The 24221-nt window shown below is 71.3% G+C and carries 9 protein-coding genes; 4 read left to right on the top strand and 5 right to left on the bottom strand.

Annotated elements, in window-relative coordinates; genetic code table 11:
- Positions 1–35: 35 nt before the first annotated feature.
- Genes ACH34W_RS10120 through ACH34W_RS10105 form a run of 4 tightly spaced genes read left to right on the top strand, consistent with a single transcriptional unit; the run spans position 36 to position 17387 of the window.
- Positions 36–15341 carry an amino acid adenylation domain-containing protein gene (locus ACH34W_RS10120; protein WP_395960504.1) on the top strand — a complete coding sequence of 5102 codons (15306 nt, stop codon included), beginning with the start codon at positions 36–38 and terminating at the stop codon, positions 15339–15341.
- Positions 15338–15550, top strand: coding sequence for an MbtH family protein (locus ACH34W_RS10115; protein WP_395960503.1), 213 nt, complete (start codon positions 15338–15340; stop codon positions 15548–15550). Before ACH34W_RS10120 ends, ACH34W_RS10115 begins: the two co-directional genes overlap by 4 nt.
- A gap of 50 nt (positions 15551–15600) precedes the next feature.
- Entirely contained in the window at positions 15601–16164 is a 564-nt protein-coding gene (locus ACH34W_RS10110; protein WP_395960502.1) for an RNA polymerase sigma factor, read from the top strand.
- Positions 16161–17387, top strand: a complete 1227-nt coding sequence (locus tag ACH34W_RS10105; protein WP_395960501.1) for a hypothetical protein — start codon at positions 16161–16163, stop codon at positions 17385–17387. Before ACH34W_RS10110 ends, ACH34W_RS10105 begins: the two co-directional genes overlap by 4 nt.
- Positions 17388–17471: 84 nt before the next feature.
- Here the strand turns inward: ACH34W_RS10105 and ACH34W_RS10100 are convergent, their stop codons facing one another.
- The 5 genes from ACH34W_RS10100 to ACH34W_RS10080 form a co-directional block, all read right to left on the bottom strand.
- Entirely contained in the window at positions 17472–19283 is a 1812-nt protein-coding gene (locus ACH34W_RS10100) for an ABC transporter ATP-binding protein (RefSeq protein ID WP_395960500.1), read from the bottom strand.
- 10 nt (positions 19284–19293) lie between these two features.
- Positions 19294–20961, bottom strand: a complete 1668-nt coding sequence (locus tag ACH34W_RS10095) for an ABC transporter ATP-binding protein (RefSeq protein WP_395960499.1) — start codon at positions 20959–20961, stop codon at positions 19294–19296.
- Between the two features lie 8 nt (positions 20962–20969).
- Positions 20970–21695 (bottom strand): hypothetical protein, encoded by a 726-nt coding sequence (locus tag ACH34W_RS10090; protein WP_395960498.1) that lies wholly within the window; start codon positions 21693–21695, stop codon positions 20970–20972.
- Between the two features lie 74 nt (positions 21696–21769).
- Positions 21770–23641 (bottom strand): potassium transporter TrkA, encoded by a 1872-nt coding sequence (locus ACH34W_RS10085; RefSeq protein WP_395960497.1) that lies wholly within the window; start codon positions 23639–23641, stop codon positions 21770–21772.
- A 159-nt stretch (positions 23642–23800) separates the two neighbouring features.
- On the bottom strand, positions 23801–24220 hold the full coding sequence (locus ACH34W_RS10080) for a VOC family protein (RefSeq protein WP_395960496.1): 420 nt from the start codon (positions 24218–24220) through the stop codon (positions 23801–23803).
- Position 24221 lies beyond the last annotated feature (1 nt).

Genomic DNA, 24221 nt, shown 5'->3' with positions numbered 1-24221 from the left:
CTCACTGCGGCAACGTGCGGAAAGGCTGGGGGCCGATGTCCGGTGGCGGGTTCGAGCTGCCTGAGACCGAGCTGGCGGAGAACGAGCTGGCCCTGACCGGGGCACAGACCGGAATCTGGCTGGCCCAGCAGATCGAGCCGGACAGCCCGGCCTACACGGTCGGCTGTCACGTCGAACTGCCGCCGGGCGCGGACGCGACGCGGCTCACCGCCGCCGTGCGCCAGACGGTCATGGAGGCGGACAACCTCCATGTCGTGTTCGGCGAACGGGACGGACGGCCGGTCCAGATCACACGGCGCCGCAGTGAGTGGTCGCCCACGCTGCTGGATCTGGCCGCTGAGCCCGATCCCGAATCGGCGGCTCGCGCCTGGATCGGCGCGGACATGGCGCGGGTCCCCGATCTCGTAGAGGGCCCGCTCTTCGCGCACGCTGTCATCGTGCTGGGCGACGGGCGGATCTGGTGGTACCACCGCTACCACCACCTCGTCACCGACGGCTCGGGGACCCTGAATCTCATCCAGCGGGTGGCCACGCTGTACGGCGACCCGGAGGCCGCCACCCCGGACTGGTCGTTGTCGAGGCTGGTCGCCTCGGACGGCGAGTACCGGCGTTCCGAGTCGCACGAGGCCGACCACGAGTTCTGGCGTGCACGGCTGGCGGGCCTCTCCGACGAGCCGGCCCGGCTCGTGGAGTGCCCACCGGTCCAGGCACGCGGGTTCGAACGGCGGACGGCCGAGCTGGCGGCCGACCTCACCGCGCGCGGCCGGGCGGTGGCCGCCGACGTGGGGACGCGTTTCTCGCGGCTGGCGATCGCGGCGGTGGCGGCCTACCTCCACCGGTCGACGGGCGCGCAGGACGTGGTCCTCGGCCTGCCCGTCACCGGCCGCCTGGACGCGGGGTTGCGGGACTCACCGGGCCTGTTGTCCAACGTCCTGCCGTTGCGCCTCACCGTGCGGCCGGACACGACGCCCGCCGAGCTGATCGCGGCGGTGGCCCAGGAGATCCGCGACGTCGCCGCGCACGGCCGGTACCGCGGCGAGGACCTCGCCAGGGAACTCGGCAGACCGGGTGGCCTGCGCGAGCTGACCGGGCCGTCGGTGAACGTCCTGCCGTACCACGAGGGGATCCACTTCGGGGATCTCCCTGTCACGGTCCACTACCACTCGATCGGGCCCGTCAGCGACCTGTCCGTCGTCATGTACGACCGTCCCGCCGGGGAGGGCATCCGGATCGACCTGGACGCCGACGCGGCGGTCTGCGGCCCGGACGAGCTGGCGGCGCACGAGCGGCGGCTCCTTGCCGTGCTCGACGCGATGATCGAGCACCCCGGCCGTCCGCTGGGCGCCATCGACCTCACGACGTCCGGCGAACGCCGGCAGGTGCTCGGCGAGTTCGGCGGTTCGGTTCCTGAGGTCCAGGAGCTGTCGTGGACGGCCGCGTTCGAACGCCGCGTGGCGGAGACGCCGGACGAGATCGCGGTGATCTGTGAGTCCGAGCGGCTGACCTACCGGGAGCTCAACGGCCGGGCCAACCGGCTCGCCCGGCTCCTGCGCGGCCGTGGCGTGGCCGCCGAGGACATCGTCGCGGTCGCCGTGCCGCGCTCAGCCGACATGGTCGTGGCGTTGTTCGGCGTGATGAAGGCGGGCGCCGCCTATCTGCCTCTCGACCTGGACCACCCGGCGGACCGTGTCGCCTACATGGTGGAGGACTCGGGCGCGCGTGCCGTCGTCTCCCTGAGCGAGCTCGCCGACGACCTTCCGGTGATACCGCACGTGCTGCTGGACGACCCCGCGGTCGCGGACGAGCTTGCGGGCCTGGACGAGGACGACCTGCCGGATCCGGCAGGCGGTGACCTCGGCCGCGCCGCGTACGTCATCTACACCTCGGGCTCGACGGGCCGTCCCAAGGGCGTCGTGGTGTCCCATGACGGGATCGGCAGCCTCATCGCGACCGCCGTCGAACGGCTGGGCGTGGCGCCCGGCAGCCGGGTCGTGCAGTTCGCGTCGGTCGGGTTCGACGTCGCGGTCTGGGACCTGGTCATGTCGTTGTGCGTCGGCGGCACCGCCATCGTCGTCCCGGCCGAACGGCGCGTCGCGGGGGAGGAGCTGACCGGCTACCTCGCCGAGCACCGCGCCACCCACATGATCCTGCCGCCCTCGCTTGTGGCGGCTCTGCCGGCCGAGTGCGAGCTGCCCGCGGGCGCCGTGCTGGTCGTCGGCACCGAGGCGGTGCCCGCCGAGCTCATCGCGCGATGGAGCGACCGGATGCGGGTCGTCGTCGCGTACGGCCTGACCGAGGCGAGTGTCAACTCCACGCTCTGGCTCGCGGAGCCGGAGACCGAGGGGCCGGTGCCCATCGGCGTGCCCGACCCGGGCACCCGCTGCTACATCCTCGACTCGGCGCTGCGGCCCGTCCCGCCCGGCGTCGCGGGTGAGCTGTACGTTGCCGGTCGCGGACTGGCCCGCGGCTATCTCGGCAGGCCCGGCCTGACCTCCGAACGGTTCGTCGCCGACCCGTTCGGCGGCCCCGGCGACCGCATGTACCGCACCGGCGACCGCGCACGCTGGCGCGCCGACGGGAACATCGACTTCCTCGGCCGCGGCGACGGCCAGATCAAGATCCGTGGCTTCCGCATCGAGCCGGGTGAGATCGAGAGCGCCCTCATGGGACACGACGCCGTGGCCCAGGCCGCCGTCGTCGCCCGCGAGGACCACCGCGGAGCCAAGCGCCTCGTCGCCTACGTGACCAGCGCCGACGCGACTGATGGCGGGCTTGACGTCGCGGAGTTGCGGAGCTTCGCGGCCGCCGAACTGCCCGACTACATGGTGCCCGGCACGATCGTCGTGCTGCCCGGGACGCTGCCGCTGACACCCAATGGCAAGCTCGACAAGGACGCCCTGCCGGAGCCGGAGTGGACGGCGAGCGCGGGTGACGCCCCGCCGGAGACGCCCGCCGAGCACACCCTCGCCGCGCTGTTCGCCGAGGTGCTGGGCCTGCCCGCCGTCGGTGTGCATGACAGTTTCTTCGAGCTGGGCGGTGACAGTATTGTCGCCATTCAGCTGGTCAACCGGGCGCGCCGGGCCGGGCTCGCCATCACCCCGCGTGACGTCTTCCGCCTGCGCACGGTCTCCGGCCTCGCCGCCGTCGCCTCCGAGGCCGGTCACGCCGTGGCTGAACGGCCACACGACCCCGGCGTCGGTATCGTCCAGCCGACGCCGATCATCCAGTGGCTGCGCAAGCTGGATGGGCCCATCGACGCGTTCTACCAGTCCGTGGTGGTGCGGGTCCCGAACGACCTCGACGCCGACGCGCTCACCGCGACCCTGCAGGCGGTCATCGACCACCACGGCATGCTGCGCGCCCGGCTCGACCGGACCGGCTGGACACTGGAGGTCCCGCCGCCCGGCGCCGTCCAGGCCGCGGACCTCATCGAACGTGTGGAGGGCGGTGCCGACCTCACCGCGCACCGCGAGTACGCCGCCGCACGCCTGGCACCGGAGCAGGGCGTCATGCTCCAAGCCGTGTGGTCGCCCGAGGACGGGCGGCTGCTCCTGGTGGGCCACCATCTCGTCGTGGACGGCGTCTCCTGGCGCGTCCTGCTCTCCGACCTGGAGCAGGCGGCGGCGGGTGAGGAGCTTGCGCCGGTCGCCACCTCGTTCGCCGAATGGTCCAGGCTGCTGGCCGCCGACACCCGCATGGCCGACCCGAGCACGTGGCGCGACGTGGTGGACGGGCCCGTCGCCCCGCTGGGTGCCCGCCCGCTCGACCGGCAGACCGATGTCGCGGCCACCGAACGTTCCCTGACGGTGACGTTGCCCGCCGATGTGACGGCGCAGTTCCTCACCGGCGTGCCCGCCGCCTACCACGGCTCGGTCGACGACGTGCTGCTCACCGCGCTCGCCGTCGCCGTCGCCGTGGCCGCATGGCGCACCGAGCACCAGGGGCGCACCGAGCACCAAGGACCAACTGAGCACCAGGATCTGCTGGTGCACCTCGAACGGCACGGTCGCGAGCAGGACGAGGTCGCGGGAGACGCCGACCTGTCGCGGACGGTGGGCTGGTTCACCAGTTTCCTCCCGGCACGGCTGGCGCCAGGGACCGTCGACTGGGCCGACTTCACAGCGGGCGGTCCGTCCGTCGGCCGCACCCTCAAACGAGTCAAGGAGCAGCTCCGCGCCGCTCCCGCGTCCAGCCTGGGCTATGCCGCGGACGCCTCCACAGCACAGGTTCTCTTCAACTACCTGGGACGTTTCCGTGCGGGCGGCGACGGCGACTGGCAGCTCGCGGGCGACACCGAGCCTCTCTCGGCCGGCCGGGACCCGGGCATGCCGCTGGGCCACCCGCTCGAAGTGAACGCGATCGTCCGCGACGACGCCGCGACCGGGCCGGAGCTCAGTGCGACGTGGTCATGGCCCGATGGCGTGTTCGGGTTCTCCGATGTCGCCGATCTGGCCGGGGCCTGGCTCGACGCGCTGCGCGGCCTGGTCGCCCACCTGAGCTGCCTGAACGCGGGAGGGCACACGCCATCCGACTTCCCGCTCGTGGCGATCGCCCAGGACGAGATCGACGAACTGGAGCTTGCTGTCGGCGACCTGGCGGACGTCCTGCCGATCACGCCGCTCCAGGAAGGCCTGCTCTTCCACGCGCTCTTCGACGAGGACGCGGACGACGTCTACACCGTTCAGCAGATCATCGAGCTGGCGGGCGACGTGGATCCGGCGGCGCTGCGCCGCGCCGTTCAGGGGTTGCTGGACCGGCATGCGCCGTTGCGGGCCGGGTTCCTGCAGTTGGCGAACGGACAGATCGTGCAGTTCATCCCCGGTTCGTCGACCGTGCCGTGGCGCGAGGTCGACGGGGCCGACGGGGCCGACGTTGAGGCCATCGCGGCCGAGGAGTTCGCCCACCGCTTCGATCTCTCGGCACCGCCGCTGCTACGCGCCGCGTTCGTCCGGGGCGAGGCTGCGGACGGGCCGCACACGCTCATCCTCACCCTGCACCACCTGACCTCCGACGGCTGGTCCGTGCCGATCATGTTGCGCGACCTGGTGTCGGGGGAGGCGCAGGCGGCCAGGGCACCGGAAAACAGGGCTCCCTCGTACCGCGACTACTTCGCGTGGCTCGCGGGTCGTGATCGGGAGGCGGCGCGTACGGCCTGGCGCGAGGCGCTGGGCGGGCTGGACGAGCCGACTCTGCTCGCCGGAGCCCGGCGCGAGGACGCGGCGCCCGGCCCGATGGGACAGGTGCGCACCTCACTGGACGCGGCGGCCACCAACGGCCTCTCCGCATGGGCGCGGGCGCGGGGCCTGACGCTGAGCACCGTCGTGCAGGGTGCCTGGGGGCTCCTGCTCGGCCGCCTCACCGGGAGCCGCGACGTCGTCTTCGGGTCGACCGTGTCGGGCCGCCAGGCCGAGGTCGACGGCATCGAGTCGATGGTCGGGCTGCTGGTCAACACGCTGCCGGTGCGGGTGACGTGGAGGCCGGACGAGCCGCTCGCGAGTCTGTTCGCGCGGCTGCAGGACCGGCAGACCGAGCTTCTCGACCACCAGCACCTCGGGCTGGCCGAGATCCAGCGGCTAGCCGGACATCCCGAAGCCCTTTTCGACACGCTCGTGGCGGTCGAGAACTACCCGATGAGCGACGAGCTGCGTGCGCCGGGCGCCGCGTTCTCGATCTCGGACGTGGACATCCGCGACGCCTCGCACTACCCGCTCTCGCTGACCGTCGTGCCCGGGGAACGCCTGGAGCTCAGGCTTGTCCACGACACCGCGCGCCTTACCCCGGAGACGGTCCGGCGGCTGTCCGACGGCCTCACACGGTTGCTGGAATCGGTCCTCGCCGACGCGGAGCGTCCAGTGGGGCGGCTTGATCTGCTGTCCGCCGCCGAACGTGCGGAGGCGCGGCTCGTCGGCGAGGCCCGGGAGATTCCGGCGGGGACGCTCGCGTCCGCCATCGCGGCACAGACCACCCGCACGCCCGACGCCACCGCCGTGATCTTCGACGCCGAGGAGATCTCGTACGCGGAACTGGACCGGCGTGCGGAGCGGCTCGCACGTCGTCTGGCGGCGCGGGGTGCCGGGCCGGGCGAGTACGTCGCGGTCGCGATCCCGCGTTCGGTCGAGCTGATGGTCGCGCTGCTGGGCGTCCTGAAGTCGGGCGCCGCGTACGTGCCGCTCGACGTCGACTACCCGGCCGACCGGCTGGCGTTCATGCTCGCCGACTCCGGTGCCCGCATGGTCGTGACCCGGAACGGCGAGCTTTCCGGGATCAGCGGGGTGGAGTTCGTTGCCGTCGGGGAGGCCGATGACGAGCACGACGATGAACACGACGCCGAACCGCGCCCGGCTCGTCCCGGCGATCCCGCGTACCTGATCTACACCTCGGGCTCCACTGGGCGTCCGAAGGGCGTCGTGGTCAGCCACCGCGCCATCGTCGGGCACCTTGCGTGGGCGCAGGGCGAGCTGGGGATGGGCGCCGAGGACCGCATGCTCCAGCAGGCGTCGGCGAGCTTCGACGCCTCGGTGTGGCAGCTCTTCTGGCCGCTCTGCTCAGGCGGGGCGACCGTCCTGGCCGAGCCCGGCGGGCACGTCGACCCTGTCTACCTCGCCGGTCTCATCCAGGAACGTCGCGTCACGGTCGTGAACTTCGTGCCCTCGATGATCCAGGCGATCCTGGGCGCCGATGAGCTCACCGCCGATCCGGCGTGGGCCGCGAGCCTGCGGAAGGTCATCAGCGCCGCCGAGCCCCTCAGCACCGGAATGGCGCGCCGCTGGCTGGAGCTGACCGGTACGCCCGTCGACAACTGTTACGGGCCGACCGAGGCGACCATCCAGGTCACGTGGGCGGACGGGTCCATCGCCCCCGAGGGCGAGGCCGTGCCGATCGGCGGGCCGGTCTGGAACACCCGCCTGTACGTCCTCGACACCTGTCTGCGCCACGTGCCCGAGGGCATGCCCGGCGAGCTCTACATCGCGGGTGATCAGCTCGCCGTCGGCTATCACGCCCGGTCCGGGCTGACCGCCGAGCGCTTCGTGGCCGACCCGTACGGGCCGGCGGGCTCGCGCATGTACCGCACGGGCGACCTGGTCCGCCGGCGTGCGGACGGCGCCCTGGTCTACGCCGGCCGGACCGACCACCAGATCAAGATCCGCGGCAATCGGGTCGAGCTGGGCGAGGTCGAGGCGCAGCTCAGCCGTGAGGTTGGGGTCGCGAGGGCGGTCGCCATAGTTCGCGGCGAGGGCACCGCCATGCGGTTGATCGCGTACGCCGTCGCCGCTCCAGGAGCCACACTCGACGGGACCGACCTGCAATCCAGCCTGGCCGCCGCGCTCCCGGCGCCGATGGTGCCGAGCGCGGTCGTCGTGCTGGACGAGCTGCCGCTGACGCCCAACGGCAAGATCGATCGCGAGGCCCTGCCCGTTCCGGAGGCCGCACCGCGTGAGGTGCGGGCCGCGCGGAACGACACCGAACGGCTGCTCTGCGAGATCTTCGGCTCAGTGCTCGGCACCGAGGTCGGTGTCGATGACGACTTCTTCGTCCTCGGTGGCGACAGCATCGCCTCGATCACCGTGTCGAGCCGCGCCCGCAAGGCCGGGCTGCAGCTTAGCCCCCGCGACGTTTTCGCTCATCGCACACCCGCCGCGCTGGCCGTCGCCGTGGCCGACGGCCCGGCCTCGGAGGGGTTCGACGACGCGGAGCTGGTCGAGCTCACGGATGAGGAGCTCGAACGGGTGCGCGCGACCAGCCCCGTCCCGGTCGAGGACGTCTGGCCGCTCTCCCCTTTGCAAGAGGGCATCTACTTCCACGCCACCTACGACACCGACGCGATCGACGTCTACACCTCGCAGGACGTCTTCTCGTTCGACGAGCGCCTCGACGCGGGCCGGCTCAGGGCGGCTTGCGCGGCGCTGCTGGCACGCAACCCGAGCCTGCGGGTCGGTTTCACAGGGGAGGGCCTGCCGCGGCCGGTGCAGTTCGTCGGGGCCGACGTGCCGCCGCCGCTGCGTGAGGTCGACCTGTCGTCGTTGTCCGTCGCGGAGCAGGAAGAGAAGGTGGCCGCGCTGCTGGCCGCCGACCGGACCGAGCGGTTCGACCTGGCGAGCCCGCCGGCGATGCGGCTCCTGCTCATCCGGCTCGGCGGCGGCCGTGACCGGCTGGTGCTCACCCACCACCTGATCCTGTGGGACGGCTGGTCGGCGTGGTTGGTCCTGGAGCAGCTGTTCGCCCTGTACGCGCAGGCCGGCGACGACAGCGGCATGCCGCGTCCCGGCAACTACCGCGACTACCTCGGCTGGCTGGCAGGCCAGGACGCGGACGCGGCCCTCGGGGCCTGGAGCGACGCCCTGGCCGGGCTCGACGAGCCGACGCTGGTGCGGCCCGCCGACGACGGCCTGCAGCCCGTGATCCCGCGCAACCTCGACATCGAGCTCCCGGCCGAGCTGGGCGACCGGCTGCGCGGCACCGCCCGGGAGCAGGGCCTGACGCTCAACACCATGCTCAACGCCGCTTGGGGGCTCGTGCTGGCCGCCGCCGTCGGCCGTGACGACGTGGTCTTCGGCACTGCGGTCGCCGGGCGCCCGGTGGCGGTGCCCGAGGTCGAGAACATCATCGGGATGTTCCTCAACACGGTGCCGGTCCGGATCACGCTGAAGCCGCGCGAGTCCGTGCTCGGCATGCTGCGCCGCGTTCAGGACGAGCGAGTGGCGCTGATGCCGTACGAACATCTCGGGCTCGGTGACCTGCAGCGTGAGACCGGGCACCGGCGGCTGTTCGACACGTTGTTCGTGCTGCGCGACGCCGGTGGCGAGGAGCGGATGCTGGAGTTCACGCGCCGCAACGGCATCGTGGACGTGGCCAACGCCGACGCGACGCACTACCCGGTCACCCTCATCGTGACGCAGGGCAGGCGCCTGCGCGTGACCCTGTCCTACCGTCCCGACGCGTTCGAGGACCATGAGGCGAGCGCGCTGCTCGACCGCTTCACCATGCTGCTCGACCAGCTGTCGGCCGGTCTCGCGGACCAGGTCGGCGGACTCGACATGCTGCTGCCCGCGGAGCGGCGGAGTCTCGGGGAGGAATGGGACGCGTCGCAGCGGCCCTTGCCGTCCGTGACCGTGGCCGAGCTGCTGTCCGAACGCGCGGCACGTATCCCGGAGGAGACCGCGCTCGTCTTCGGGGCGGAGAGGCTGACCTACGGCGAACTCGACGCGCGCATCAACCGCATGGCGCGGCTGCTGCTGGCGCGCGGTGCGGCGCCGGAACGCGTGGTGGCGCTGGCCCTGCCGCGTTCGGTCGAGATGGTCGTCGCGCTGTTCGCGGTCCTCCAGACGGGAGCGGCCTACCTGCCGCTGGACCTGGAGTACCCGGCCGAACGGCTGGAGTTCATGCTGGGCGACACCGCGCCCGCGTGCGTCCTCACGACCACGTCCGTCGCGGCGACGTTGCCGGACGTGGACGTTGACCGGATCCTGGTCGACGACGACGCGACCGTTGCCGAGCTGGCCGGACTGCCGGGCGGGGCGCTGGACGACGCGGAACGGCCCGCGTTCGCCCGTGACCTGCCGCACCGGCTGGAGCACCCGGCGTACGTTATCTACACCTCAGGCTCGACCGGGCGTCCCAAGGGCGTCGTCACGCCTTACCGAGGCCTGACGAACATGCAGTTCAACCACCGCGAGGCCATCTTCGAGCCGACGATCGCGGCCGTGGGCGGGCGGCGGTTGCGGATCGCGCACACGGTGTCGTTCGCGTTCGACATGTCGTGGGAAGAGCTGCTGTGGCTGATCGAGGGCCACGAGGTCCACGTCTCCGACGAGAACCTGCGGCGTGACGCCGAGGAGCTGGTGGCCTACTGCGACCGAGAGTTGATCGACGTCGTCAACGTGACGCCCACGTACGCCCACCACCTCATCGACGAGGGCCTGCTGGACGGCCACCGGCCGCCGCTGGTGCTCCTCGGCGGCGAGGCGGTGTCGGAGACCGTGTGGTCCACGCTGCGCGAGACGCCGGGGACCTTCGGCTACAACCTGTACGGGCCGACCGAGTACACGATCAACACCCTCGGTGCCTCCACGGACGACAGCGCGACCTCCACCGTCGGGCGCCCGATCTGGAACACCCGCGCGTACATCCTGGACGCCGCGCTGCGCCCGGTGCCGCCCGGCACCCCCGGCGAGCTCTACATCAGCGGCGTGGGGCTGGCCCGTGGCTACCACCTGCGTCCGGGGCTGACCGCCGCGAGCTTCGTCGCCGACCCGTTCAGCGACAAGCCCGGTGCGCGGATGTACCGGACGGGTGACCTGGTGCGGCGGCGGCCCGACGGCAACCTGGACTTCCTCGGGCGGACCGACGACCAGGTGAAGATCCGGGGTTACCGCGTCGAGCTGGGCGAGATCGGCGCCGCGCTGGAGGACCACCCGCTGGTCGCCCACGCGGCCGTCATCGCCGACGGCTCCGGACCCGGCGGCGTCAAGCGGCTCGTCGGCTATGTCGTCCCGGCGGGTCCGGTCGACGCGCAGGATGAGCTGGTCACGGTGCTGCGCGAGGCACTGAAGGCGCGGTTGCCGGGCTACATGGTCCCGGCTGTGCTGATGCTCGTGGACCGGCTGCCGATCACCGTGAACGGCAAGCTCGACGTGCGGGCCCTGCCCAAGCCCGAGGTGAGCAGCGGAGCCGACAGCCGTCCGCCGCGGACACCGCGCGAGCAGGTGCTGTGCGAGATCTTCGCTGAGCTGCTCGGGGTTGAGCGGGTCGGCATCGACGATGACTTCTTCGACCTGGGCGGGCACTCGCTGCTGGCGACGCGGCTGGTCAGCCGTGCGCGGGCGGCGCTCGGCGCCGAGCTTGCGATCCGTGATCTCTTCGAGGCGCCGACGGTCGCCGAGCTGGCGGAACGGGCGGCCGCCTCGACTGCGGGGCGCCGTCCCGAGCTGGTCGCCGTGCCGGAACGGCCCGCCGAGCCACCGCTGTCGTTCGCGCAGCAGCGGCTATGGCTGATCGAGCAATTGTCGGGGGCGGTGGGGCGTAGCCATGGGGGCGAAACGCAGCATTCGTCCGCCGCTTACAACTTCCCGCTGGTCATGCGGCTGCGCGGCGCGCTGGACGTGGACGCTCTGCGCGACGGGCTGGGCGATGTGATGGCGCGGCACGAGGCACTGCGCACGCTGATCGTTGAGCGTGAAGGCCGTCCGTTCCAGCAGGTGCTGCCTGTCGAGGACGCGCGGCCGGAGTTCGCGGTGCTGGAGTCGGCCGAGGGGCAGCTCGACGCGGTGCTAGCGATGGCGCTGGGCCGGCCGTTCGACCTGGCCGTGGAGCCTCCTCTGCGCGCGACGGTCGTCCGGCTCGCGCCCGACGAGCACGTGGTGGCGTTGCTGCTGCACCACATCACGACCGACGAATGGTCGGACGGGCCGTTCCTGCGCGATCTGTCCACCGCGTATGCCGCTCGCACAGCGGGAGCGGCGCCCGAGTGGGAGCCGCTGCCGGTGCAGTATGTGGACTACACGCTCTGGCAGCGCGAGCTGCTGGAGACGGACGGCCTGGCCGAGCGGCAGTTGGCGTACTGGCGGGAGAACCTGCGCGGTGCGCCCGAGCAGCTCGAACTGCCCACCGACCGGCCCCACCCGGCCCGGCCGACCATGTCGGGCGGCGAGCTGACCATCGAGCTCGACCCGGCGGCCTGCGACGGGCTGCGGCGGATCGCCCAGCGGAGCGGCGCGAGCATGTTCATGGTGTGCCACGCGGCCGTCGCCGCGTTGCTGCACCGGCTCGGCGCCGGTGACGACCTCCCGCTCGGCGCGCCGATCTCCGGGCGGACGGACGAGGCGCTGGACGAGCTGGTCGGCTTCTTCGTCAACACCCTCGTGCTGCGGACGGACGTCTCGGGCGACCCGACGTTCGCCGAGCTGGTGGACCGGGTGCGCGAGACCGACCTGGCGGCCTTCTCCCACCAGGATGTGCCGTTCGAGGCCGTCGTGGAGGAGGTCAATCCGGTGCGGTCACCCGACCGCAACCCGCTCTTCCAGGTCATGGTCGGATACCGCAACCGTGCCGGCGACGACGTCGCGCTGCCGGGGCTGACGGCGGTGCCGCAAACCGTGGAGGCGCGGACGGCGAAGTTCGATCTCGTCTTCAGCTTCGCCGAGGACGTCGCGAGCGGCCGGATCGGCTGCGTGCTGGAGTTCCGTTCCGACATCTTCGACCGGTCGTCGGTCGCCGTCCTCGGGGAGCGCCTGTCACGGCTCGTCGAGACCGTGGCCGCCGAGCCGGAGCTGACGGTGGGCCGGATCGACGTGCTCACCGACGAGGAACGCGAGCAGGTCCTTGCCGGCTTCAACCAGACCAACCGGGTCGTGGAGGAGCTGACCATCCCCGGCCTCTTCGGGCGGCTCGTGACCGAACAGCCGGAAGCGATGGCCGTCGTGGACGGCCCGCGTTCGGTGACCTATGCCGAGCTGGACGCGCTGTCGGATCGCATGGCGGTCCTGCTGGCGCGCCATGGCGTCCGCGCTGAGGGCGTCGTCGGCGTGGCCGTCCCGCGTTCCGTGGAGATGGTCGCCGTCATGCTCGGGATCAACAAGCTGGGCGCCGCGTTCCTGCCGATGGACCTCGCCCACCCCGGCGACCGTCTCGCCTACATGCTCGACGACGCTCGGGCCGCCGTCGTGGTCGTCACCGAGCAGGTCGCGGGCAAGGTCCCGGAGGTCGAGGGCGTCGAGGTGGTGTCCCTCGACTCCCCGGAGACCGCCGGCGAGCTCGCCGGTCTCGCCGGTCTCGCGCCGGGCGCCGTATTCGCACCGATCGCCCTCGACCAGGCCGCCTACGTCATCTACACGTCGGGCTCGACCGGCCGCCCCAAGGGCGTCGTCGTCCCCCACGAAGGCATCGGCAGCCTGGTCGCCACGGCCGTGGACCGGATGGGGCTGAGGCCGGACAGCCGGGTGCTGCAGTTCGCGTCGATCGGCTTCGACGTCACGATCTTCGAGCTGTCGATGGCGCTGTGCCACGGCGGCACCCTTGTGCTGGTGCCCGACGAAGCGCGGGTGCCGGGCCGTGAGCTGACCGACTTCATGAACGAGCAGCAGATCACGCACGCGATCCTGCCGCCCTCCCTGGTGGCCGCGCTGCCGCCCGGCTGCGACATCCCTGAGGGCGCCACCGTCCTCGTCGGCACCGAGACCGTGCCGCCGGACGTCATCGCCCGATGGGCTGGTCACCTGCGCCTCCTTGCCGCGTACGGCCTGACCGAGGCCACGGTCAACTCGACGTTGTGGCTCGCCGAACAGGGCTGGGCGGGCGCCGTCCCGATCGGTGTGCCAGATCCCAACACGCGCGTCTACGTCCTGGACGAACGGCTCCAGCCGGTCCCGCCCGGCGTCGTCGGCGAGCTCTACGTCGCCGGTCGTGGCCTGGCTCGCGGTTATCTGGGCCGTCCCGGCTTGTCGTCCGAACGTTTCGTGGCCTGCCCGTTCGGCCCGCCCGGCACGCGGATGTACCGGACCGGCGACCGGGCCCGCTGGCGGGCCGACGGGAACGTGGACTTCCTCGGCCGCGCCGACGACCAGGTGAAGATCCGCGGCTACCGCATCGAACCCGGCGAGATCGCAGGCGCCATGACCCGGCACCCCGGCGTCACGCAGGCGGCCGTCGTGGCGGACCGCAGCGGCCGGGAGACCCGGCTGGTCGGATACGCCGTCGGGCAGGCCGGCCCGGCGGAGATCCGCGCCCATGTGGCGGCCCTTCTGCCGGACTACATGGTCCCCGCCGCCGTCGTCGTGCTCGACGGTCCGCTGCCGCTCACCCCGAACGGCAAGCTCGACCGCCGTGCCCTCCCGGCCCCCGACTGGACGGCCCGTGTCGGGACCGCGCGTGCCGTCACCGGCCGCGAGAAGGCCCTCGCCGGGCTCTTCGCCGAGATCCTCGAACTCCCCGAAGTGGGCATCCACGACAACTTCTTCGAGCTTGGCGGCCACTCCATGTCCGCCATGCGCCTGCTGGGTCGCGTCCGTACCGTTCTGGACGCCGACTTGGCTCTCCGTGACGTCTTCGACGCCCCGACGGTGGCCGATCTCGCCGACCGCCTGGACGCGACGACCGCCCGCGCCGGCACGGACACGACGGCTGCCCGGCCCCGCCTGGCCCCGGTCGAACGACCGTCCGTCCTGCCCGCCGCTCCATCCCAGGAATGGCAGTGGACGCGCCACAGCACCGGGACGTTGTACGACATGGCCTTCGCACTCCGTTCACCCGACGGGCTCGACGTGGCCGCCCTTGCAGCGGCCTTGGACGACCTCGCTGCTCGCCATGAGCCTCTCCGCACGGCCTTCGCTGAGCGCGACGGCCGCCTCGTTCAGCACGACGCGGGCTTCACCCTCGAACGCCTCCAGGTCGCCGACGTGGAAGCCGGAATCCGCACCCTCGCGGCAGAACGAGCCGATCTGACCCGCCCGCCCCTCCGTGCCCGCCTGCTCACCGACGCCACCGGTGCCCAGGCGCTGCTCCTGACCATGCACTACATCGGCGTGGACGAGTGGTCCGTAGTGCCGCTGGCCAATGATCTGGCCATCGCCTACACGGCTCGCTGCGAAGGCAAGGCCCCTGCGTGGCAATCACTCCCGGTCTCCTACGCCGACTACACCGTCTGGGCTCACTCACTCCCGGCCGAACGGCAGATCGCCTACTGGCGTGAGCATCTCTCTGATGCGCCACGGGAGCTGACTCTCCCGTACGACCTGCCCAACACCCGGGAGTCCCAAGGCGAATACGTTCACATCGTCCTTGACCCGGACCTGCACGAGGCGATCGACAACCTCGCCGCGCAGACTGGGACGAGCATGTTCATGGTGCTCCAGGCCGCCCTCGCGACACTCCTCACCCGCAACGGCGCCGGCACCGACCTTCCCATCGCGTCGTTCGTCGCGGGCCGCACCGAGGAAGCCCTGACCGACCTGATCGGCTGCTTCTTCAACACGGTGATCCTCCGCACGGACACCAGCGGGGATCCGGCGTTCCGGGAGCTCCTGGCCCGCATCCGGGAGACCAACCTGAACGCCCTGGACCGCCAGGACGTCCCGTTCGACCGCGTCGCGAAGGCACTCAGCCTGCCCGCGCCGCAGGTGATGCTCATCCACCACGAGAAGGCCCGGATGGCCCACATCGACGGGATCGTCCTCGAGCACGTCCCGACCGGAGCCCGCAACGCCCACCTCACGGTGAGCTTCTTCGAACCCCAGGGGGACGGCCCGGTCGACTGCTACCTGGAGTACGACAGCGCCCTGTTCGAACGCGCGACCGTCCAGCGCCTGGCCGGCGAACTACGCACCATCCTCACCAAGGAGACCCGATGAGCACCAACCCCTTCGAAGACGCCGAAGGCCGCTACTACGTCCTCGTCAACCACGAGGGCCAGCACTCCCTCTGGCCCACGTTCGCCGAGATCCCCAACGGCTGGACGGTCGCGTTCGGTGAGGACTCCCGCGACGCCTGCCTGGCCTATGTCGAGGAGAACTGGACCGACCTCCGGCCCACGAGTCTCATCGAGGCCATGAACGCCTGAAACCATGAACGCCTGAAACCTCTGCGGCGGGGCGAGCAACAATCTGGGCCATGGCGCGTCTTTATGGCATGGATCAAGAGGGCTTGACCGTGATCGACCCGCCTGGCGCCGAGCCGGAGCCCGAGTCCGGGCCCGCGCCGGTGGGCGCGCTGTTCGCCGAACACCGGCTCAAGCTGTTCCGGCTCGCGGTGCTGCTGGTCGGAGACGAGAACACCGCCGAGGACGTCGTGCAGGACGCGTTCCTGGGGCTGCACCGCCGATGGGGGACGCTGGACGGTGAGGAGAAGGCGCTCGCGTACGCCCGGGCGTCCGTCGTGAACGCCTGCCGGTCGGTCATCCGGCGCCGCGTGGTGGCGCGGCGGTTCGGTGTGCACCATGAGCCGCCGATGTGGTCGGCGGAGTCAGAGGTGCTCGTCGGCGAGGACCGCCGCCGCGTCATGGAGGCCGTGCAGCGGCTGCCACGCAGGCGGCGCGAGGTGCTCGTCATGCGCTACTACCTCGACCTGAGCGATGCGGAGATCGCCGCCGCCCTGGGCGTCAGCCAGGTCACCGTCCGTACGACCGCCGCCCGGGGTCTCAAGGCCCTGGCCCGCCTCCTGGGGAACGACGAATGACCAAGACCGAAGAGCAGCTGCGCGACGCCCTGCACGGCATCGCGGCCGTCACCCGTACCCCTGAGATCCAGGTCGCCGAGTCGCGGTCACCGCGGGCCGTGTCCTGGCTGATCCCCGCCGCCGTGGCCGTCGGCGTCCTGCTGGTCATGGCGATCGGCGTGGTCAGCGCGTCGTTCGTCAGTTCGCCGGAACGAGCGGCTGCGCCGCCGAGCACGCCGGGACGGTTCTTCGTGGCCGGTGCCGCGTACGGGCAGGGGGCGGACGGCAACGGCGTGACCGTGCGCGACGCCGCCACAGGTGCGATCACCGCCACCGTTCCGCCGCCGAAGGGCGTTGTGGAATGGATCGCCATCACCGCCACCAACGACGAGACACTCTTCTACCTCGCGGGGGCGAAGCCCGGGCCGGACGGGGGGAGGCTCTATCGTCTGAGTCTCACCTCAGCGGGACGCCTTCGAGGTCTGGATCCGGTCAAGGGCGGCAAGAACGACGGACTCATCCGTTACATCGCGGCCAGCCCGGATGGACGCCGCATTGCGTACCCGGTGGATGCCCCGCTCAAGAGCAGGGCACCGATCGACCCGAAGACCCCCGTGCTGCCGGTCGACCCACGGAAGAATGCGCCAGGCCACAAGTGGGGCTCTCCTCTGCCACTCAAGAGAAGCGGCCGGACGTGGGGCTTGCAAGGACCCGTTGAGATCGTGGTGGTGGACGTCGTCACAGGGCGCCGGGAGGTCTTCAAGTCGAAGGAGACGGGCCTGCCGGAGTCGCTGAGCTGGTCCGCGGACGGGCGTCGTCTCGCGTACTCCATCGGAGGTTCGCGCGGAATGGACGGCGTCTGGGTCCTGGACACCGGCACGGGAGGCGACCTGCTCAAGGCGTCCCGCCGCGTGCCGGTCCGCGGTGAGCTGACCTCGCCGGTCCTCAGCTCCGACGGCAGGAAGCTGTACGTGATCGCGGCGCAGGGCAAGGACCCGTCGTGGACGCGCGTCATTGAAGTGGACGTCGCGACAGGGCGCCAGTCGCGCGTGCTCTTCGAGCAGAAGTACGCGGACAACCCCAGGAACGCCACCTGGATGTTCACCCAGCTCGACCGCGACGCGACCGGCCGCTATCTGATGGCCGTCACCGACCGCTACGCCCACCGCATCGATCTCTCCAACGGGCAGACCTCGCGTATCCCGTTCCCCGGCGGCGCCGAACCGTACTCGTTCGCCTGGTAGCTAGCGGCGTACCAGGGGCTTCCGCTGCGCATGCCATTGCGGCGGAAGCCCCTTGGTGTCCTCGTGGGTGACTGTGCCTTGCGTTCAGGAGCGGCTGTTGTCGGACCAGGCCTCCCAGAGGGCGGCGTAACGGCCGTTGGCGTGGACGAGGTCGGAGTGCGTGCCGGTCTCGACGACGCGGCCCTTGTCGAGCACCACGATGCGGTCGGCTTCGGCGGCCTGGGTGAGGCGGTGGGCGACGATGAGGGCGGTGCGGCCCTCGATCGCGGCTGCGGCGGCGGCCTCCAGGGTGCGGGCTCCGGCGCTGCCTGCCTCGGCGGTGGCCTCGTCCAGGACGACGACCGGGGGATCGGCAAGAACGAGCCGGGCCAGGGCTAGTTGCTGTGCTTGCGCGGTGGTCAGGCGGTGCCCGCTCTCTCCCACGACGGTGTCGAGGCCGTCGGGCAGCGCCTCGGCCCAGGACAGGGCCCCTACCTGGTCGAGCGCGGTGAGGAGATCGTCGTCCTCCGCGTCCGGGCGGGCCAGGCGGAGGTCATCGGCGAGGGTACCGGCGAAGACGTGCACCTCTTGGGTGACCAGGGCCACGGTACGGCCGGTCGTGGCGGGACCGGCGTCGCCGATGCTGATCGTGCCGCGATCGGGGTGGTGGATGCCCGCGATGAGCTTGGCGAGAGTCGTCTTTCCGGCGCCGCTCGCGCCGACCAGTGCGACGCGTTCCTTGGCCGCGATGTCCAGGTTGATGCCGCGCAGCACCGGGTGGCCAGGGCGGTAGGCGTACTCGACCCCGGAGATCTGGACGGACGCGTCGTCTGGGCGGGCGGTCTGTCCTGTCTGAGCCGGTGCCATGTCGGCGACGCCCACGAGCCGGGCGAGCCCGGCGGTCGCCGCTTGGGCGTCGTCGACGAGCCCGAGCGCGATGTTGATCGGGGTGAAGAGGCTGTGGAAGTAGAGCGCGGCGGCACTGGCCGTTCCGATGCTGACGCTGCCGTTCCGGACCAGGAAGAAGCCGGCCACCAGGACGGCGGACAATCCCACGAACTCGGCGAGGTTGAGGCGCGAATAGAACCGCGTCACCAGCCGGATGCCGCGCAGCGCCAGGTCGACGGCCTTGTTGGAGGAGGTGGCGACCTGCTTCACGTGTTCGTCGGCGAGCCGGAACGCGCGGACGGTGGACGCCCCGCCGATGGTGCCCAGCAGTTGTTGTTGCTGGCCGCCGACGGCGACGCGCTGCGCCGCATAGAGCGGGACCGCTCGCTGTACGTACCACCGCACCGTCCACGCCTGGATGGGGACCGCGAGCAGCGCCACGAGCAGGAACCGCCAGTCGAGGATCGCCAGCGCCACCAGGGTGAGGCCGAGCGTCAGCACGGAACGTGCGAGAGCGGGCAACGCGTCCCGGAACACATTGGTGATCACGGAGACGTCGTTGGTGACGCGGGACGTGAGGTCGCCCGACCCGGCCCGTTCGACGCGTTCGAGCGGAAGCCCCAGGGCGCGCTCGACGAAGAGTTCGCGCAGCGTCGCCAGCATGCCTTCGCCGACCCGGGCCACGAGGATGACGCCGAACGAGGTCGCGACGCCCTGGACGGCCGCGATGAGCGCCAGCCAGGTGACCGGCGTCGTGATCGCGCTCGCCGGACGCCCGTCGGCGACCAGGTCGATGATGTGCCCGAGTACCGGAGCCGTGAGGAGCCCGATCCCGGTCGCGGCGGCCAGCACGAGGAAACCCGCCCATGCTGCGCGCCGATGGGGGCGCGCGAGCTCTCGCAACGCCGAACGGGTCCGCGGGCCGGTCGCCGTCGGCAGCAACTCGCGTTCGTGCGGATCGCCGGCGCTCACGTCGGCCTGCGGGCCGGTGGCGTGGGGGAGCGCCGGGGCCGTGTCGTCGTTCGTCATGCGCTCTCCTTCAGGCCAGAACCGTGGCGCGGTACGCGTCGTCGCCGTGCACGAGGTCGGCGTGGGTGCCCTCGGTGACGACGGTGCCGTCCGCGACGTGCACCACGCGGTCGGCAGCGGCGAGGAGCGCGGGGCTGGTGGCCACGATGATCGTCGTACGTCCCGCGCGGGCCTCCCGGATCCCCGCTGCGATGCGTGCCTCGGTGACCGCGTCCACGGCCGTGGTCGGGTCGTGCAGGACCAGCACGGGCGGGACCGCGGCGAGCGCGCGGGCCAGGGCCACACGCTGGCGCTGCCCGCCGGAGAGTGAACGGCCGCGTTCGGTGAGCGTCGTCCCGGAACCCTCGGGGAGGCTGTCCGCGACCTCGTCGGCCGACGCGGCGGACATCGCCGGGACGATCCCGTCCGGGGCGGCCGCAGCCCCGACGTTGTCCAGGAGCGTTCCCTCGAAGAGATCGGCGTCGTGCTCGGCGACCAGCACGGCGGTACGGATCGCGGCGGGGTCGAGCTCGGAGAAGGGCAAACCGTCGAGCGCGATCACCCCCTCGTCAGGGTCAGCGGCACGGCCGAGCACTCGGAGCAGCGCCGTGGCGGCGGTGGGCTCGGCCACGATGCCGAGCATCTCGCCGGGCGCGACGTCCAGGCTCAGGTCGTTCAACGCGCCGTGAGAGACGTTCCTCAACCGGACTTCACCGCGGACCTGAGCCGGCAGGTCACCCGTTCCGTCGGCGACTGCCGGGGGAGTGGCGAGGACGGCGGCGATGCGCGCGGCGGAGGCACGGCCCTGGGCGAGCTCGCCGTTCGCCCACGCGAGGATCGACAGCGGGGTCAGCAGGAACTGAGCGAGGCCGACCGCGGCGACCAGCTGCCCGACCGTGATGTCGCCCGAGGCGGCGAGCCGGCCGCCGACGAGGGCGACGACGGCGATGAAGATGCCGGTCAGGGCGAGCATCCCGCCGTCATGCCAGGCCTGGGCTCGCGCCGCCCGCAAGGTCGCGGCGAGCGAATCGCGGCTCGTTCTGCGGTAACGGCTCACGGCCGTGGCCTCCGCTCCGAGTCCCTTGAGAACGCGGAGCCCTGAGATCAGGTCAGCGGCGACGCCGGAAGCGTGCGCGGCGCGTTCCTGCTCGGTACCGCTGCGGCGTTCAAGCGGCCTGCCCAGCAGGTGAGCCAGCAGCAACAGCGGAGGAATGCCCAGCAGGACGACCAACCCCAACGGCACCGAGACCCACAGCAGCGCGACCCCACCCGCGATGAGCCCGGCCAGTGCCGCGACACCCGCGGTCAACGCGATGTGGACCGCCCCGACCCGCTTGGCGTCGCCGCTGGCGATGTTGACCAGCTCTCCCGGCAGCCGTCCTTTCTCAGCGCCACCCCGGGGATGCAGGACGCGTTCGGTGAGCTCGATCCTCAGGCCGTGCGCGGCCTGCTCCGACGCCCGTTCGGCGGCCCGGAAGCTGAACCGGTAGCTGAACGACAACACGGCGAACACCACGGCGAGCACCCCGACCCAGCGAAGCAGGGCGCCACCGTTCCCGGTGGAGACCGCCTTGTCGATCACCACGCCGATCACCACGGGCACCAGCGCCTCGCCCACCTGGTGCCCGGCGGCCAGCAACGACCCGCCCGCCGCATGCCGCCACTGACCGGTGATCGCGCGCTTCAGCACGTCGGACACTCTGGCTCCTATTCGCAGGTGTTCACACAGCAGGTGGGGCAGGGGTCGCTCCCCGGCAGCGTCACCCACAGGCAACATGTTCGCCGTCGCAGCGAGGGCATCTCCACCAGTCCGGCCACCGGCCCGCCGATAGCGGCCAAGAGGCCCTCCGCCGCATCGGGCCCCATCCCGAGCATCTCGAACGGCTCGACGAGCGCTTCCGCGACGGACCCCCACAGCCCCCGCCGCCCGGTCCGCGTCAGGTCATGAAGCGCCTCGATGACGGGCGCGTGGAGGCCTTCGATCAGGATGTCCCGGATGACCGGGCCGAGGCCGCCCGGCTCTCCGGAGGCGACCCGCGCCTCGTTCAGCCCTACGAGCATGAACGGCTCGCCCTCCAGCGGCAGCACCGCGGTGCTCTCGGCGGTCATCAGGGGAACGTGTCCGCCCAGAGCCCAGCCCACGACGACGGGCAGGGTCGTCCAGTAGGAGAACTGCTTCCACCACAAGGCCGCCGCGACGTGCGGCGGAGCCGACCACCGTTCCGCGGCCTGCTCGACCATCGCCGCCAAAGTCGTATGGTCCTCTGTCAGCTCACCGACCGAGGACCATCCGTCTCCGGCCCGGAGCCCTGGCGCCAGGCCAAGCGTGATCCCGGCGGCCTCGGCACCGCGGAGCGTCTCCAGAAGCGGCTGCAACGCCACCTCGGCATCTGGCCCAGCGCTGACCGCCGCCCCGGACAACGTAGCCTCCACCGCACCTCCGACCCATAAATAAGGCAAGCCTAACCTAAAGCCCAAGTCAAAGATCCAGTCCCGTCCGTGCGGGATCAGTCTTTGGCGATGACGACGACGTGGTCCTCGGTGCCGAGCTCCAAGGGTGCTCTTTTGTCGGGGTTGAGAACGACGCCGTAGTCGGGGGGCTGGTGGAAGCGTTCTTGCAACCGGTAGCCGATCGCGGTCTCGCCGCGGCGGCGGGCGGCCTCGATCACGGTGGCGAAGTTCGCGCTGACTCCCGGATGCAGATAGTCGGGGGCGGGCTTGAGGTAGATCTCCGAGCCCGCCGGGTCGAGGAGATCGGCGAAGACGTCGTACAGGTGGCGGTTCTCACTGAGCTGCGTGAGCATCAGGCTGATCAGCTTGTCGCTGACCACGAAGTCGTCGGCCTTGGTGACCTGGGCGATCTCACGGTTGGCGTCGTCGTGGATCTCACTGACGATGGAGTAGGGATCGCCGAGGCTCTCTTCGAGATCCCGCAGGTGCAGCAGAGTGACCAGGGTGCGGGCGTCGGCGTGCTGGTCTTCGTAGCCCGCGTCGCCCAGGACGATGATGTGCTGGTAGGAACCCACGTCGAGGGCCTCGAGCTGGTTGCGGTCGGTGGGGTCGCAGCGTGTGAACGCGACGGTCAGGTTGGTGAGGGTGCCGAGGGTCTCGCGGGGATCGTCGCGCTGTGCGGCGATCGTCATGCAGGAGCCGGGCTCGGTGAACTCGTCCAGCAGAGTGATGACCTCCGGGGCGCGGTGGTTCCAGCCGATCAGCAAGGTGCGGCCGCGCGGGGTCGGATGGGAGGTCGCGGTGGCGATGGCCCGTTCAAAGATCTCCGGCCGGTCGCCGAGCTTGATGAGCAGGTCGTCCTCGGCGAGCAGGACGATCTCGTCGTCCGCGTGGATCACGCTGTCGGGGGAGGGGTTGACCAGGACCGCCCCGTCCGCGCGCCGCACCCCGACGGGAATGCCGAGCTCGTACGCGCCCAGCGCCTCGCCATAGGTGGTCCCGGCCAGGGTGGGCTCGGGCCGCATGTAGAACTCGTGGCCCCGGTAGTTGAGCAGGTCGGTGTAGACCTGCGACAGCCCGGACTGGCGGTGCGACTGGACGATGAGCTGGATGGCGATGTCGTCGGCGTCGATGACCTGCGCCTCCGGCCCTCCGGCGAGCCGGGCGGCCGGGAGGTTGGCCGAGTCGTGCACGGCCGCCACCACATGGGGCCGCGCGCCGTCCCAGGCCCGTCCGCCCAGCGAGAGCAGCACCTTGATCACGTGGTTGTCGGCGTCCTCGACCGGCGGTGAGAGCACCACGATGGAACGGGCCGTATCGGGGCTGACCAGGTCGAGGTCGGCGACCTTGAGGGGATTGCCGTGCCGGCAGACGACCCGGGTGCGGCTCGTGTCACCCACCCGCGCCCGGATCGCATCCTCCATGTCGACCTTGTCGAGGTCGGCGAGGATCGCTATGCAGGACCGGCGTTTGCTCTGGTTGGCCTCCGCCAGCTCCGCGATGACGGTGAAGACCTGCTCGGACCAGCCGAGCACCACGGTGTGATCGTGCTCGATGATCCGTGACCGGCCCTTGCGCAGCTCGTCGATCTTGTTCTCGAGCCCGGTGGTGAGCACGCCGATCAGTGCGCTGACGATGAAGATCCCACCGACCGTTGAGACCAGCATGAGCGCCAGGAACGGAGCCGTGCCCGTGTCATCGCCCATCGTCCCGGGGTCGAGCGTGCGCAACAGGCTGCGCCACACGACCCCGGGCCAGTGCCCGTTGTCGCGCGAGTCCTTGGGAGCGACGACCACGGCGAGCGAGGCCACCACCAGGATGAGCACGCCGGACGCGAGCCCGAGCCAGCCGATCAGCGCGGGGGTGCCCTTCGACATGGTGTTGTCGAACCAATACCGAAGCCGCTCGCGCCTGCCGATCCGAGCCAAGCGCCCTCCCGTGCCGCATGGCCGCCACCCCCGCCGACCCCCATCACCCGGAGTGATCTTATGGCAGACCGCCACGACCTCTGCCAAATCCAGAGATGTCGCGGTCGTCGCTGAGGAAGCCCAAGGACCGGCCCGGCGACGCTCAAGGCAATGGGTGGGCTAGATCTCGGCGACCGGTGAAGTGATCATCCAGCGGTGGCCGAACGGGTCGTTGATGACGCCGTTGCGGCCGTACGGGTGGTCCTGGACGGGCCGGGTGAGCTCGGCGCCCAGTGCGACGGCGCGGGAGACGACCTGGTCGACGTCCGGGACCGTCAGGTAGAGCGACTGGCTGGGGCCGCCGCGGGCCTTCGGGCCCAGCAGGCCTTCCTCGGGCCACTCGTCCGCCAGCATGAGGACCGAGTCGCCGATGGACAGCTCGGCGTGGCCGATCCGGCCGTCGTCCATGATGATCGGCTCGTCCCGCCGGTGCGCGTCGAACGCCCGGACGTACCAGTCCAGCGCCCGCCGGCCGTCGTCGACGCAGATGTAGGGCGTCAGCGAACGCAGCCGCGCCTCGGGCTTCATGTTCGTGCTCATG

This window comes from Actinomadura sp. 6N118 (genome assembly GCF_044326415.1).
Lineage (GTDB): Bacteria > Actinomycetota > Actinomycetes > Streptosporangiales > Streptosporangiaceae > Spirillospora.
This window is presented reverse-complemented; position numbering and strand designations above follow the sequence as displayed.

Excerpts from the sequence above, each read along its gene's own strand:
- ACH34W_RS10115 (WP_395960503.1), top strand. The coding sequence starts at position 15,338 with ATGAGCACCAACCCCTTCGAAGACGCCGAAGGCCGCTACTACGTCCTC.
- ACH34W_RS10110 (WP_395960502.1), top strand. The coding sequence starts at position 15,601 with ATGGCGCGTCTTTATGGCATGGATCAAGAGGGCTTGACCGTGATCGAC.
- ACH34W_RS10120 (WP_395960504.1), top strand. The coding sequence starts at position 36 with ATGTCCGGTGGCGGGTTCGAGCTGCCTGAGACCGAGCTGGCGGAGAAC.
- ACH34W_RS10105 (WP_395960501.1), top strand. The coding sequence starts at position 16,161 with ATGACCAAGACCGAAGAGCAGCTGCGCGACGCCCTGCACGGCATCGCG.
- ACH34W_RS10100 (WP_395960500.1), bottom strand. The coding sequence starts at position 19,283 with ATGACGAACGACGACACGGCCCCGGCGCTCCCCCACGCCACCGGCCCG.
- ACH34W_RS10080 (WP_395960496.1), bottom strand. The coding sequence starts at position 24,220 with ATGAGCACGAACATGAAGCCCGAGGCGCGGCTGCGTTCGCTGACGCCC.